The organism is Acinetobacter sp. YH12128 (assembly GCF_013418655.1).
Taxonomy (GTDB): domain Bacteria; phylum Pseudomonadota; class Gammaproteobacteria; order Pseudomonadales; family Moraxellaceae; genus Acinetobacter; species Acinetobacter amyesii.
The window spans coordinates 152,970-167,616 of sequence record NZ_VPBO01000002.1 but is presented as its reverse complement, the minus strand read 5'-3'; the positions used below and the strand labels follow the sequence as shown (position 1 = coordinate 167,616).

The 14,647-nt window shown below is 38.5% G+C and carries 16 protein-coding genes; 6 read left to right on the top strand and 10 right to left on the bottom strand.

All coding sequences use genetic code 11. The annotated features are described in order from the left end of the window. Positions 1-131: 131 nt before the first annotated feature. The 8 genes from FTU64_RS02400 to ispH form a co-directional block, all read right to left on the bottom strand. Positions 132-611, bottom strand: a complete 480-nt coding sequence (locus FTU64_RS02400) for a type IV pilin protein (protein WP_078189355.1) — start codon at positions 609-611, stop codon at positions 132-134. Further along, positions 605-1,075, bottom strand: coding sequence for a type IV pilin protein (locus FTU64_RS02395; protein WP_180055421.1), 471 nt, complete (start codon positions 1,073-1,075; stop codon positions 605-607). Before FTU64_RS02395 ends, FTU64_RS02400 begins: the two co-directional genes overlap by 7 nt. A 9-nt stretch (positions 1,076-1,084) precedes the next feature. Then, a complete protein-coding gene (locus tag FTU64_RS02390; protein WP_180055422.1) occupies positions 1,085-5,104 on the bottom strand; it encodes a hypothetical protein in 4,020 nt (1,339 codons plus the stop codon). A gap of 17 nt (positions 5,105-5,121) precedes the next feature. Continuing rightward, on the bottom strand, positions 5,122-5,901 hold the full coding sequence (locus FTU64_RS02385) for a PilX N-terminal domain-containing pilus assembly protein (protein WP_180055423.1): 780 nt from the start codon (positions 5,899-5,901) through the stop codon (positions 5,122-5,124). Then, positions 5,898-6,974: a PilW family protein gene (locus FTU64_RS02380; protein ID WP_180059146.1), complete on the bottom strand. Its 1,077-nt coding sequence runs from the start codon at positions 6,972-6,974 to the stop codon at positions 5,898-5,900. Before FTU64_RS02380 ends, FTU64_RS02385 begins: the two co-directional genes overlap by 4 nt. A gap of 1 nt (position 6,975) precedes the next feature. Then, positions 6,976-7,488, bottom strand: a complete 513-nt coding sequence (pilV, locus tag FTU64_RS02375) for a type IV pilus modification protein PilV (RefSeq protein ID WP_078189360.1) — start codon at positions 7,486-7,488, stop codon at positions 6,976-6,978. Beyond that, the gene (locus FTU64_RS02370; protein WP_180059145.1) at positions 7,488-7,949 is read right to left on the bottom strand and encodes a GspH/FimT family protein; all 462 of its coding nucleotides are present in this window, start codon (positions 7,947-7,949) and stop codon (positions 7,488-7,490) included. The genes pilV and FTU64_RS02370 overlap by 1 nt, the downstream gene beginning before the upstream one ends. A 165-nt stretch (positions 7,950-8,114) precedes the next feature. Next, positions 8,115-9,065: a 4-hydroxy-3-methylbut-2-enyl diphosphate reductase gene (ispH, locus tag FTU64_RS02365; RefSeq protein WP_180059144.1), complete on the bottom strand. Its 951-nt coding sequence runs from the start codon at positions 9,063-9,065 to the stop codon at positions 8,115-8,117. A gap of 133 nt (positions 9,066-9,198) precedes the next feature. Here ispH and gmk point away from each other — a divergent pair, with 133 nt between their 5' ends. The 5 genes from gmk (at position 9,199) to FTU64_RS02340 (ending at position 13,355) form a co-directional block, all read left to right on the top strand. After that, positions 9,199-9,822, top strand: a complete 624-nt coding sequence (gmk, locus tag FTU64_RS02360) for a guanylate kinase (RefSeq protein ID WP_078192517.1) — start codon at positions 9,199-9,201, stop codon at positions 9,820-9,822. A gap of 76 nt (positions 9,823-9,898) precedes the next feature. Then, on the top strand, positions 9,899-10,180 hold the full coding sequence (rpoZ, locus tag FTU64_RS02355; RefSeq protein WP_067762989.1) for a DNA-directed RNA polymerase subunit omega: 282 nt from the start codon (positions 9,899-9,901) through the stop codon (positions 10,178-10,180). Between the two features lie 218 nt (positions 10,181-10,398). Then, the gene (locus tag FTU64_RS02350) at positions 10,399-12,504 is read left to right on the top strand and encodes a bifunctional (p)ppGpp synthetase/guanosine-3',5'-bis(diphosphate) 3'-pyrophosphohydrolase (protein ID WP_180055426.1); all 2,106 of its coding nucleotides are present in this window, start codon (positions 10,399-10,401) and stop codon (positions 12,502-12,504) included. 54 nt (positions 12,505-12,558) lie between these two features. Continuing rightward, on the top strand, positions 12,559-12,942 hold the full coding sequence (locus tag FTU64_RS02345; protein ID WP_078189365.1) for a RidA family protein: 384 nt from the start codon (positions 12,559-12,561) through the stop codon (positions 12,940-12,942). A 218-nt stretch (positions 12,943-13,160) separates the two neighbouring features. Beyond that, a complete protein-coding gene (locus FTU64_RS02340) occupies positions 13,161-13,355 on the top strand; it encodes a bacterioferritin-associated ferredoxin (RefSeq protein WP_078192519.1) in 195 nt (64 codons plus the stop codon). Between the two features lie 9 nt (positions 13,356-13,364). Here FTU64_RS02340 and FTU64_RS02335 read toward each other — a convergent pair whose 3' ends face one another. Then, a complete protein-coding gene (locus tag FTU64_RS02335; RefSeq protein WP_180055427.1) occupies positions 13,365-13,523 on the bottom strand; it encodes a hypothetical protein in 159 nt (52 codons plus the stop codon). Positions 13,524-13,600: 77 nt separating this feature from the next. Here FTU64_RS02335 and bfr point away from each other — a divergent pair, with 77 nt between their 5' ends. Beyond that, positions 13,601-14,065: a bacterioferritin gene (gene bfr, locus FTU64_RS02330; RefSeq protein ID WP_180059143.1), complete on the top strand. Its 465-nt coding sequence runs from the start codon at positions 13,601-13,603 to the stop codon at positions 14,063-14,065. Between the two features lie 50 nt (positions 14,066-14,115). Here bfr and FTU64_RS02325 read toward each other — a convergent pair whose 3' ends face one another. After that, complete coding sequence (locus tag FTU64_RS02325) at positions 14,116-14,547, bottom strand: pilin (RefSeq protein ID WP_180055429.1); 432 nt, start codon at positions 14,545-14,547, stop codon at positions 14,116-14,118. Positions 14,548-14,647 lie beyond the last annotated feature (100 nt).

Genomic DNA, 14,647 nt, shown 5'->3' with positions numbered 1-14,647 from the left:
AGTTTTTACGGATTATCCCTGTACCGACCATCGATACATTTCAAACCCCTTTCATAGAGGGCAATATTTTACGTGAAATTTGCCCTGAATGAAAGATCAAAAAGTGTTTATCCACAATTTTGAATTTGAGGTTATTTGCCGTCCCAGTTTGAGGTGGCAGATGGAGTACAAGCAGTACTAGAATTATCTGTACCAACAGTCCAACACCGCTCACCTTTATAATTTAGTGCAATATGCCCATCAAGGTGCTGAGTTGAAGTTGCAATTGGTGTAGCAACTAATAACCACCTTTCTGAACCTAAGGGTGAGGATGTATCAATAACTCCACTATCATCAAGCCATTGCAGTTCTAACATATACAAAGGATTACCCTGTATCGGGTATGTAGTCTTAATACCAATATCAGTCATAGTTGCGCCTGTTACCTTAAAATTAGCAATTTTAAAGCGCTGAATTTGTGCAGCGACTTGCAACATATTTGCTTGCATATCAGTACGTTTAGTTTTTTTCACATATTGAAGATATGAGGGATATGCAAATGCTGCAAGAATTCCAACTATCGCAACAACAATCATCAATTCAACAAGTGTAAAGCCATTTTTTCTTACCATGACTCTGCTCCGGAACAATCAAAATCTATTGTCTTCCCTTGCTTAAAACACTGTATACCAGTACTCGTTACTACATAACTATTATTTTTTTCATCAGTTGATGTAGCCATAATTGCCCAACTTTGCCCGGTAGAAGATGAATTACTTAAAGTATTTGCTGTATTCGCTCCATCTCGAACACTAATATTATATTTAATATCAGTGCCCGTCGCACCATTAGGTACAACCAACAAATTGGATGAAGCATTAAAATTTAAATAATTAAAATTACGCGTTTTATGCTTCTCCAAATCAACAGCGATTTGTTTCATCGTTTGTTGTGCTTGCGATGCTAAAGATTTTCTTGCATAAGCTTGATAACTAGGAATAGCAATAGCTGCAAGTATTGCAATGATGACAACGACAACCATCAACTCAATTAAAGTAAAACCTTTTTGAGCCAATAACGTATTTTTGTTATACATACAGCCCACCTATTGTAACTTGGCATACCAACGCTGAGGAATTAAACAAATCCTACTCGCTTCACCTGGATTACCACCCATACCATTATAAATAGTTCGAGTCCCAGTACTTAAACAATAATTGTTTTCACTACCGCCAGTTCCACCACCATTTCCACCACCATTTCCACCGCCAGTTCCACTACCAGACCCGTCATCAACACTGACCACTGTACCTGTATGAATACCTACACCAATTTCATCTTTGCCATACCATTCAGTACCAAATTTTGTTTTATCACATTGACCATAAGGCAAACAAATTCGTGACAAGTAACTTTGACCTTTTACACCAGCACCACAATCACCCGAAATACCCGGACGGGAACCATCAAAAGTTGTTACGTAAAGTACGTAATTCATTGCGATAGGAGTTCCAAATACTTTTTCACTTTGAGCTTTATAATTTGAACATGGTGCAGTTCCTGAGCAATTTTTATACTCATAATACCATCCTTTAGAGGTGGCATATGGGGCCTTAAGAGTTGTGTCATCTTTTCTATCTGTATCAGTGATAACAGCTAAATCACCTTTTATTATATCTTTGGTGCTATAAGTAGATAATGACATTAAGTTTTTATTAGCAACATCTTTATCATAAATATTATAAACTGCTTCATAATCTGCTGTACCAGCAGTGTAATCCTGTAATGGCTTACTTCGGTTCCCTGAACCAATGCTGATTAAAGCAAATACCGTCCCTTGATCACTATATAGTGAAAATGCAGGCATATCATAAAAACGAGGACTCATTCCACTAGCTTTATTAAGGTTCAGCAATCTAACGGGATTCTTAATAATCGTGCCTAACGTTGATGCTTTATTATTGAAGTCTACGCGGAACACTTGCCCACCTAAATCTCCAAAATAAATGTTGTCAATAAGATCATCCCCATCACGATCTACAGTCCGTATTTCACTGACAACACTGTTAATCATTGTTGAGACATTAGATGCTAAAGGAACAGAGGTACTGTTTGTTGCATTAGCACCTGTCCACCATAACAGATCACCATTTTGTGCATCAAACATATATACTCCAGCCCCTTTTGCTGGAGCTGATGTAGAAGGTGCAAATTTTTCACACTCATATCCAACGGTCTTGGCTACCGTATCTGTACCAGTATTACATGCTGTTGTCCCAGTTTTTGCATCATAACCACCACCAACAAACATTACTTGCTTACGAGTCGTTTTGCCTGTTGAGTCCTTCCAATTAATCCAACCAATTGCTGGTTTAGACCAACTTTGTCCCATATGTTGAAGCTGGGTGAACGACTTAGACGTATTATTGAAAAAAACTTTTTGATTTTCTGGGTCTATATGGAACTTCAGCTTTGGATCGCTCATATTTTGCAGATCTAACGCGTAGTAACTTTTTCCGCCCATGCGTAGTCCACCATAAACCATCTGTCGGCCTTTTTGCGTTCCCTTTCCTGAACCAACGGTTAAGTAACCATTATCATCTACCACATATTCGGTATAAGCGGTCCAAGGCCCATCTATACCATAATAAAGATTATTAACACCACCATTTGTAGAATCATATTTTAGAAAAGCATTTTTTTGCTTTTCAATCATTTCATTTGGCACAAATGTAAATACTTCATCACCACCAGCATCAGAACTTCCCGACCCATTTTTATCACCAACTACAATATCGCCATTTTCTAAACGTTGTTTTCCAGCTTTAACGACATGTAAAACACCTTGTGTAGTACCAAATAAAATGTAATCTTCACGCCCCTCGGAACTGAGTCGCTTGACATCTTTATCGTATGCAATTTTACCCTTATTCGTAATTAATAAAGGAGATGAGTGCATTACTGCACCAATTTGGCGTAACTCTTTATTTAAAGTTGTTGATGTTGGGTTGCTTAAATCATTTACGCTATAACCAAGTAGAGCCATAAGATAACTATTATTTGCATTATCGGCTTTATAGGTACTGTTTGTTAAATCTGCCCGAGTAACTTCTCTAAGCTTGGTCCCACCACTCCAAACACCTGAGTTTACATCTCGATTTGTTAATACTTTACGTTGCTCTTTAGTGTTATCACTCGCACTAAACCCTAATTTTAGTTGAGAAAATACCCCTCCACGCAATGCAAACTTAGTACTACCTCCTGTAAACTCATCACCTTCTTTATTTGCTTCAACAACTGATGCGGCCCACAGATCATAATTATCTTTAATCGCACCATCATCATCTAAAATTGTATTTTTATTTTTATCTTTTAATACACCGTTGATAACAGCATATTTTTTTAAATTACCAGCCCAAAGTTGAAAACTTTTCTCTGGGGTTGGTTGAAATTGAGGATAATATGCAAAATCTTGAATAACTGATGGATTTAGAGCGTCTTGTGGTACAGATGGTGAGCCTGTTGTCACAGAAGGTATTGTACCTCCTAAATCTCCCAAGAATGAGTTTACACTGTTTACGATATCTTCCGAGCTATTCCCTGAATACCAGCCACCCTCTCCTATAATTCCCCAGTAAGCTGCTTTTTGGACATTACTTTTCCCTTCCGACCAATCAATCGTACCTAATGCAGCAATATTTTGAGCTTGTGTTTTAGTCTTATCAAAAGAAGTAACACTATTAAAACTATTACCAAACCCAACTACTGCTGTTTTAATTTTTAAACCTAACGGATTTTTAGCTGCATCAAGTAAATTTCCGGCAAACTTGTGTGTGCAATCCCAACTAGTTTCCGAACTAGTACATGAAGCTAAGGCGGAGCTCTTTGTATCTAATGCCGCTCTCATCAGCGATTCTGCACTGCCATTACTACTTGGCTCACCATCTGTTAAAACATAGATACCTTGTCCGCTACATTGCTTAGCTGCATCCGTTTGTATTAGAGATGCTGGTGAACTATATAGGCTCCCATCTGCAATCTTAGTGTCTGTATATGAATAAGGAAAACCACTATTGCCGCTGTCAGAATTTGCTGCATTGTTTTTATAATAGTAATAATAACCACTACTTGATAATCTATAATCATAACTTGGCAAACTCGTGTATGTAGCAGAATAGCTATTACACCCGCCAGTTGCTGTCTTGTCAGTACATTCAAAAAATCTACTTGTATTTGAAGTTGTTGAACGCCCAAGAAGTGCCGAAGTAAGAGTACCTGTACGTGTACCAAATAAATATGCTGCCGTTTCAGCATAGGCATGTGAGGTTGGCGTCCCCCCCCGCGCTCCTAATGTCGCAATCTCATTGAGTAAAATTTGTCTCTGTGTCACCCCATTAACCACAGCACCAAGAGCTCGGGCCGGAATACGTACTTGTCCACGAGTATTATCGGCAGTACTTGGTCTACCCGAACTATCAAAACCTGTTGGTCTAGAATATGTTGATAATCCAATAACTTTCGCATCATCTAATGCACCGATACCTTTAGTTGCATTGCCATTCAGCAGATCAAACATACCATCTTTCAAACGAGTAATTCGGTCGTAGTACTTATCTGACTGCTTTTTCTTATAATAACTTGTTGCAGAACCAGAAGTGCTGGTCGTCATATCTCTTGCATCATCTGGTAAAGCAGCAATTTCTGTAGAACAAGTTGTGTTTGTTGCAGTAGCTGTACCATTTGTGCCACATTTAAAATATTTTAAACTGCTTCCAGAACCTGTACTACGATAGAAATAAACATCTTTTGTTGCAGTGCAATAATAACGTGTATATTTGGGGTTTCCATTTGTAGAGAGTACACTACCATCACCATAAGCCTCTGTTATTGATGGTAAATCACATGCACTAGCTGATTTGATTAATTGTGGCGCTCCCATACTGCCCGAAATATCAAGCATAAACATTAAAGTAATATCGCCCTCTTTCGCAGTTTGATAAATATCAATATCACTTGCTTGCGCTACACTTGATGCTACTAGACCCGTATAAATTGCTGCGATACTGGTCGCAAGAATTTTCTGACGATAGGATTTTTTTATCGCATTCTGTTCAATCTTTTTCATCTTTTCTTACTCCCAAATCACGTAAAATCTTGTGCAATCACATACTCAGTCGCATGTGAAGTATATGGAACATTTAACCCCGACAAACATTCCGTCACACTTTTAGTTGGATCATCCTCGATGGGATCAACTTTAGATGGTTTTGTCGTACCATCAGGTATGGAAACTTCATTCATTCTTGCATTAAAACAAGTATCAATTTTCGAGCGATCTGCTGTGCTGAGCGCAGGCATAATCGAAACAGCGAACACTTTCACTGGTTTACTTTTTTCAAACTTCACACCCTTTTCATCAGAACCGAACTGCATTCCATAAAATGGATCCGCATCAGACTGAGTTGAATATTTCACAGCAACTTGAGTAATAACAGCCTTACGACCACTCGTAAAAAAATTGCTTGTCGCAGATGTTGATGTACTGCAATAACCATCCATTCCCATTGCATTTGCTGTTGGTTTTGACTGTCCACCTTCCCATTGCATAATGCTGGCACGATTAATATCAAAAAAGTCCGCCTTATCACCTCTATAACAAAATACTAATTCTTTATCTTTATTTTCAGCCCCACTGATATAACCAAACATTCCACTCGTGGTTAAACTTTGAATTAAGTTCTCTTCTTTTTCCACACTAAAAAAAGCTGAATCAGCATTTTGTAAAAGTAGTTGTTGAGCTTGGCTGTTTGTAGCAATGCTTAAACCCACTACACTATTTTTTATAGCTAATGTCCCAATTACAGTTATCGCCAATAAAAGTACCAATACAACAATCAAGGTTGCACCATTTTGATTTTTCATTTTCCTCGCTCCCCAAACGTGTTACGTAACGCAATCGTTTGCGACACAACCTGTCTTACGTACTTAGAAGATGAATTAGTTTTTGGCGTTTTAACAACGACTGTCTGATCCAAAACTTTAAATTCTTGATCATCCTTAAAAGCTGAATCACTCCCAACACTTTGGGTCGAACGACCTAATAGCCCTAACTGTACAGATAAAATCCGCGGTTTAGGCTCTTCTGTTAAATCCATATATTTTTCTTGAGAAATATATTCATAACCATTTTTCGTATGAATCCCAAATAAAACCCGAAAGTGGTCAACTCGTTTCATTATAATTTCACCCTGACCACCAAAATCAGTTAATACTGTTGGATTGACGTCTGCAGAAGCGCTATTTTTATAAGACTCCCAATACCACCCTGCATCACAAGCTAAAGAAAGCGATTCATTTGGTTCAGTACCTTTATCGGTATCTTCCCTTAAGAAATAGCGCTGTACAATAATTCGCTTTGCAGGTTCTGTTTTTAAAAATTCAATTTTATTACCTTCACAATCATATCCCCCAAACCACATATCATCTGATGTAACTGTTGTTCCTTTATCATCTGTGACATATTGAGGTTTGTATTGAATAACTAATTGATCACTAGACACATCACCTGACTCACAACCATTATCTATTACATCAGCACAAGAGACATTAGATGAATGAATCCCACTAGATGTCAAAAAAGATTCCGCCGTATTAGCGCCTATTAATGTTGGATATAAATTACTAAAAACTTTTTTGGGTACGGTACCAGTTGCAGGAATAGTTCGTGCATTTGCAGCAGATGTAAATACTATTCCTCCATATGTTGTTTCGTCATTAATGATAGATTTAATATTGTTTAAATTAGTAGATCTAATTTCGTCAGTAATATAATTCAAACCAAAAGTAGTATTATCCTGTAAATTAGCCATACCTTGTTGTAAAGCATAACTTTTTTGAGCCGTAATAAACATCAATATTGCTGCAGCAGAAACAATCAAACCCAATGCTAATGCAATCATTAACTCAATTAATGTAAAACCATGTTGAAGTTTCATATTAGTACACCTCCATGATCAGGCATGTTGAACTTGGATCATAAGAAGTCGAGTTAGTACATCCACCAGCCCCTGCATCCGTTTCATTCGTCGGGCTTGTCTCCCCCCACGCGACATATATACATGCACGACCATCATCATTCCCCTGACAATCGATCAAATTTACTGCCATGGCTTTTTCATGTGCTTTTTTAACAATTTCAGAAACATCAAAATCAGCCATTTCATCTGCATCACATGCGGTCTGATAACAGTTTTTAGTAGACGTTTTTTGTTCAGCCGGCGTTGTTATTTCAGACTTATATTTTTCCAAAGCACCCCGATTTACACGAATGCGCTCGGCAAAATCACGAGCCAAACTCATGCCTTCTACTCGATAGGTACTTTCAGCCGATGCCTCAATTGCACGATATTGCAATGCAATAAATCCAAGCACGCCTATTGCTAGCACTAATAGCGCGACTAGGACCTCCATCAATCCCAAACCTTTCTGTACTGATATGTAATGATGCATTAGCAAGTACCCTCTACAATTTGTTGAATTATCCCCATTCTTGAAATCGTAATTATCTTTGATTTCTCTCCGGAATTTTCATTACAGACTTCAATGACTACGTCAGTCATTGAACTACTCACTCTTCCTGTCATATCAAATACAATAGGGCTAACTGATGTTTTTAATTCAGATTTACCAGAAGGACTCCACCCAAACAAAAGCTTTTCTCTCATTTTTTCTTTTTCAGCACTACTCGGGGTAACAGTATTTAATGAAAGATCAACCTCTACATTTTGACGATTTAATACAGCTTGAGCTCTTGCCTCATTCATTACCGAGATTAAAGTATTCGTACTTTTATTTAGATTCTGATTTAAAAGCATATTATTCATAAATGGCGCTGCTATTCCTGCAATAATTGCTATCACAGCAATCGTCACCATCAACTCAATTAACGTAAATCCTTTATTTTTCTGCATACTCCCCCCAAGGCGCGCCAAACTTTACCCTATTAAAAATAATATCTAATTAAATTACAAAACAAACACAAATCAGGATAAAAGGCATAAAAAAACAGATAATTGCCAAAAAGCAATTATCTGTCAATTCTTAAAAAAAATTCAGAATGTTAAGTCATTAACACTTTATGCTTGAGTTACAGGAATACGTAACTCTTTTGGCAAACTAAATGTAATATTTTCTTCACGACCATCAAGCTCTTGCGGCGCTTTTGCCCCCCAATCTTGTAGTCGCTGAATTACCTGTTTAATTAAAATTTCAGGCGCAGATGCTCCAGCAGTTACACCAATTTTAGTGTGTTCATTAAACCATTCTTGCTGTAACTGATCGGCATTATCCACCAAATACGCATGCTTACCCATCCGTTCAGCCAATTCACGTAATCGGTTCGAGTTCGAAGAGTTCGGTGACCCCACAACCAATACAACATCACATTGTTCAGCAAGATCTCGTACGGCATCTTGGCGGTTTTGAGTGGCATAACAAATATCATCTTTGCGCGGCCCCTGAATTTCAGGGAACTTCTGACGTAGAGCATCAATCACTTTTGCTGTGTCATCTATAGAAAGCGTGGTCTGAGTTACAAACGCTACTTTTTCAGGATGCACCACTTTTAGTTCAGCAACATCTTGTTCATCTTCAACCAAATAAATCGAACCACCATTTTTGGTGTCATATTGGCCCATCGTCCCTTCAACTTCTGGGTGACCTTCATGACCAATCAAAATCGCTTCCACCCCTTCACGGGCATACTTGGTCACTTCTATATGTACCTTGGTCACCAAAGGGCACGTCGCATCAAAAACTTTTAGCCCACGGCGCTCAGCTTCTTGTTGTACCGCTTTAGATACACCATGCGCACTGAAGATCACGATATTGTCATCTGGCACTTCATCCAGCTCATCCACAAATATCGCACCGCGTTGACGCAAGTCGTCCACCACAAATTTATTATGCACTACCTCATGACGCACATATATTGGGGGGTTAAAGCATTCCAGTGCACGGTTCACTATCGCGATGGCGCGATCAACACCTGCACAGAAACCGCGTGGATTGGCTAAAACAATTTCCATAGAATCCTCAATGCCCACTCAATTTTACGGGTATCACTTGAAATAAATGTAAACAATAGACGTCTGACTATTTTGTTTGGCGCGCGTCTACTCTAAAATAGAGAAGATATTTTATCATATCAGGAAAAATATCATGTCGGGTCTCTTGTTTGTCGTTTCTGCTGCTTCGGGAACGGGCAAAACATCCCTCGTTAAAGCCCTGCTTGAACGTGTAAACAATTTACATGTCTCTGTTTCTCATACCACTCGTGGTCAGCGTCCTGGCGAATTAGACGGCGTACATTACCATTTTGCTAAAAAAGAAGACTTTCTATCTTTGGTGAATGAAGGTGGCTTCATTGAATATGCTGAGGTTTTTGGTAATTATTACGGTACTGCACAGCGCACAGTAAAAGAACAATTGGCCAAAGGTCATGACGTTTTACTTGAAATTGACTGGCAAGGTGCTGAACAGGTTCGTAAACTTTTTCCTGAATCTAGACAAATTTTTATTCTTCCTCCGAGTCAGTTCGATTTACGTCAACGTTTATCCAATCGTGGTACAGACTCTGTCGAAGTAATTGAACATCGTCTTAGCTGTGCCGTAGAAGATATGCAGCAATACGTTAATTTTGACTATATCATTATTAATGATGACTTTAATAAAGCACTGCATGACTTAGAGTCCGTTATTATTGCCAATCGTCTTGTTTTAAAACAACAAGCTATGCGCCATGAAAAACTGATTGAGAAATTAATCACCCCTACGGAACAGTGATTAAAACTTGAGTCTATAGACAAAGCACCTTATACTGCACAGTCTGTTAAAAATTTATATTCAAACGAGAATTCTTATGGCACGCGTAACCGTTGAAGATTGTTTAGACCATGTAGACAACCGCTTTGAGCTTGTACTAGTGGCAAGCAAACGCGCGCGTCAATTGGCACGTCAAGGTATCGAACCTACTGTTGAGTGGGACAATGACAAACCAACCGTTGTTGCTCTTCGTGAAATCGCAGCGGGTCACGTTTCTAAAGACATTTTGAAACAACGTGAACAAGACTACCAAACTTCAAGTTTAGACCTTGCACTTTCTGCAAATAACCTAAACTTAGACGGTTTTTCTTTCCAATAAGATAAACCTGACCTTAAAAGCCTAGTTTTTAACTAGGCTTTTTTTATGGATTCTCTTTAATATTTTACTCAGAACAGTTATAACATAAGCTTAAGAAGTGCAAAGCAAGCAAAAAAGATTTTCATTTTTTTAAACTAAAAAATTGACAAGTCATGCAATATGCATTTCATTAAAGTATTAACCGTTTCATTTGTAAATCAGTAGTAAAAGGGTGTTCTATGCCAGGCCCAATGGTCAGCCAAGCCAAGCAACAGTTAGATGTGATTATCGACGCTTACCTTTCAGTAAGTGAAGTCGAACGCGTGCTTGAAGCTTGCGACTATGCGGATATTGCTCATGATGGCATTACACGTAAAAGTGGCGAACCCTACATCCTCCACCCAATTGCGGTGAGCTGTATTTTGGCGCATATGCGTCTTGATGCGGAAACGTTAATGGCCGCTTTACTGCATGATGTCATCGAAGATACCGAATTTACTAAACAAGATATTACTGAAAAATTTGGTCTGACTGTTGCTGAACTCGTCGACGGCGTCACCAAACTCAGCCATTCTAGCGATAAAGAATATAATAAAGCCGCATCCTTCCGTAAAATTCTGCAAGCCACCCTACAAGACCCACGTGTCATTATTATTAAACTGGCAGATCGATATCACAATATGACCACACTGGGTGCTTTACGCCCCGACAAACGTGCTCGTATTGCCCAAGAGACCTTTGAAATTTTTGTGCCTATGGCACGCCTCGTCGGTATGAATGAAATGGCCGATAACCTTGAACATTTGTGTTATCAGAATCTAGATTTGGATATGTATAACAATGTTCAAGAAGCGTTATTGCAAACTAAACCGAAACGCTGCGAATACCAAACCAAGTGGGAAAACAACCTCACTACCCTACTTGAACAGCACCATATTTCAGGTCGAATTAAAAAGAAAAATAATAATATTGAATTACTTCGCCACTTCGTAAAAAACGATATCGATCTGCAAGAGCTCACTCATAGTCATGCCTTTGAAATTATTTTACAAAGCATCGCAGACTGTGACCGACTTGCTGACATCCTCAAAGAAAGCTTTAAAGTCCTTAATTACGCCGATCATATCCGTCGCCCACTCCCAGGTGGCAACCAGTCACTGATGATGCGTTTAAAAGGTGAAAAGACCATTTTATCGCTGACCATCCAAACAGAGCTAATGCGTAAAGCGGCGCGGTTTGGTGTGGTCCTCGGTGAAAATGCACCGCAAGCTTGTCGTTCAGCGATCCAAGCCTCCATGCAAAATTTAAATGTGTTAGTCGATGGTGCATGCGCCAAGACCACATTTAGTGAATTACTCGATTATCTACATCAAGAAAAAATTTGGGTTTACACCCCACACGGTCATTTGCATGAACTCCCTCAGGGTGCCACAGCGGTTGATTTTGCTTATTCAGCAAGCTTATTTTTGGGCAACCATGCCGTTGGTGCAAAAATTAATGGTGAAACCAAACCCCTTTCAACACCATTATTGAGTGGTCAAGTGGTTGAAATCATCACCGATGTTCTTGCAACACCGAATCCTGACTGGCTGAGCTTTATTAACACCCAAAAAGCCCGTCGTGCATTACAAAATATCCTTCGTGACCAAGACCAAGATGAACAACGCTTAGTTGGTCAGCAAGCTTTAAATCGTGCATTAAAGCTCTTTAACCGTTCTGTGAGTGATTTAACATTAGCCGATTGGGAAAATGTGCTGAATTGGCGTCATTTAAATGATAAAGAACAATTGTTTGAACAGATTGCCGTGGGTGATTTACTGCCTCAATTGGTTGCCAATCATTTATATGCTCAAGATACTATTCAGACTTCAAATTCTGCACGCTTGATCTTGGGCACAGATGGTGTCGACGTTAAATATGCGCACTGCTGTAACCCGGTTTTAGGTGATCCAATACAAGGGCATTTATCACGTCGTGGTTTGATTGTGCACCGTTCACGTTGTCATAATTTATTGCATGAACAGCATTTACATCCTGAAAATATCATGCCTTTACACTGGACTACAGAAGACAGTGAAGACATTAGTTTTACAGCCTATTTATGCTTAAACATGCTGTTAAATGATGAGCAAATTTCAGAACTGATCTATCTATGCCGTAAAGAAAAAATAGGTGTAGAAACTGTCCGCTCACATGAAGAAAAAACCTATGTGAATATTGTTGTACATAACCGTAAACAAATTGCCGAAATTATCCGTAATTTAAGAATGCATTTTGGCTTCCCACGCATCAGTCGTTTGGCACAACCTGTTGCCATTGCTGAGCCTGCGAAAGTTGCCAGCTAACCTGACACCGCATTTTTATATATGTTGTGTCTGTGATGATAATAGGAGAAATAGATGTCCCGCCAGGTAATCCATACTGAAAATGCACCCGCTGCAATTGGTACTTACTCACAAGCCATTTTAGTGGGCGACACTTTGTATTTATCAGGTCAAATTGGCTTAGATCCATATAGCATGGAGCTGGTAGAAGGCATTGAAGCTCAAATTCGCCGTGTATTCGACAACTTAAAAGCGGTATGTGAAGCTGCAGGTGGTACGTTAGCCGATATCGCTAAGCTGAATATTTTCCTCACTGACCTTTCTAACTTCCAATTGGTCAACCAAATTATGGGCGAATACTTTGCTCAACCCTACCCAGCACGCGCAGCACTCGGTGTAGCAAGCCTACCAAAGGGTGCTTTAGTAGAAATGGATGGTGTGGTGATTATTAATCAATAAGTTAGTAAACATTGCTTAAGCCATTCACTAAATATCACATTCCAAAAGAACAAAAAGACTCACATGGAAATCTGAGTATTACTCAGATTTCCACTTAAAAGACATTTTTTATTCAAAAACTCAATCACCTTAAAAGCATTTTTAAATGATTTTTATTGACAAACAATAATAATTATCAATAATATTACTTATCCCATTTATTCACTTGGTTTGATTTCATGTACGTTTGTTTGTGCCGTGGTATTACTGATCAAGACATTAAAGATGCAATTGCCAATGGCGCAGAAAGCTATCGTGAAGTTCGCGATATGCTCGATTTAGGCACCTGTTGTGGTCGCTGTGCTCCTGAAGCCCGTATGATCATCAGTGATGAAGTTGCGCAAATTGCAGCCCGTATCGCAATTGCTGCTTAAACCAAGTTTTTAAGTTTCATCAACAATCATAATTATAAAACCAATGGTCTCAGACCATTCCTCCTCCCCCGCTTCTGACTCTAAGCGGGTTTTTATTGTCTGCTTTTTAGTGTATTTGATTGCGATTTTCATTTGCTGTTCAATAAAGTACTCGCCATCTAAGTCCATCTTGTTTAATATATTTTTTAATACAGTTTTTAGTGCCTAGGTCGATTTACTTTGGCAACATTGATGGAGCAAATGCAATGAAAGGCAATCGTGATGTAATTAATCAGTTAAATCAGGTGCTCTACCATCATTTGACTGCAATCAACCAGTTTTTCCTACACTCTCGTATGTTTAATGACTGGGGAATTGAGCAACTTGGCTCAGCTGAATATAAAGAATCAATTCGCCAAATGAAGCATGCTGACAAAATTATTGAGCGTGTTTTATTCCTAGAAGGTTTGCCAAACTTACAACACTTAGGAAAACTTTATATCGGCCAACATACAGTTGAAGTATTAAACTGCGATGTACGTAAAGTAAAAGAAAACATTGAAGCCATTCAAAAAGCTGTTGCCTTAGCAGAAGCACACATGGATTATGTAACACGTGATTTAGTCCAAGAAATTCTTGAGAAAGAAGAAGAATGGTTGGATTGGACAACAACACAATTAGATTTAGTTGAAAGTGTTGGTGTTGAAAATTATATTCAGAGTCAGATTTGATATTTTAAAGCCCGCAGTTGCGGGCTTTTTATCCATTTTAACAATCAAATTTAACTACAACCGCTCGGTTTAAATTTTGTTGCTATGCCCAGTGATGTTGAACAAGTCCAAGCTCCTGCTAAGTCCCTATTTAAATATACAAACTCACCAGCAATAGGTGTCGCAACATGATTTAATTGACAGACGAGTGCTTTATTTGCAACACCACTCACTGGTGGATTAACATCATATATACAGACATTAGATTGAGAGCCACTAAAAAACATATTCACCACTGTAAAATCAGTGGTTGACGATGCAGTTGCCCCACTTAAAACCAGCTCATATTGAGTTTTAGCCCCATTCAATTCAGCCAAAGCCGTCGTAATTTGGGATTTCGCTACATAACCCTGATACAAAGGAATTGATATTGCAGCTAGCACACCAACAATAGCAACCACAATCATCATTTCTATCAATGTAAAACCAAAGTTTCTATTCATAGTAAAAGTCTTTTGCAAAAATAAAAGCTTTCAAAATTCATACCATTATTTTTATTTATAAAAATCATAAATATAAGAAGATATTCTTTATATGCTTTTT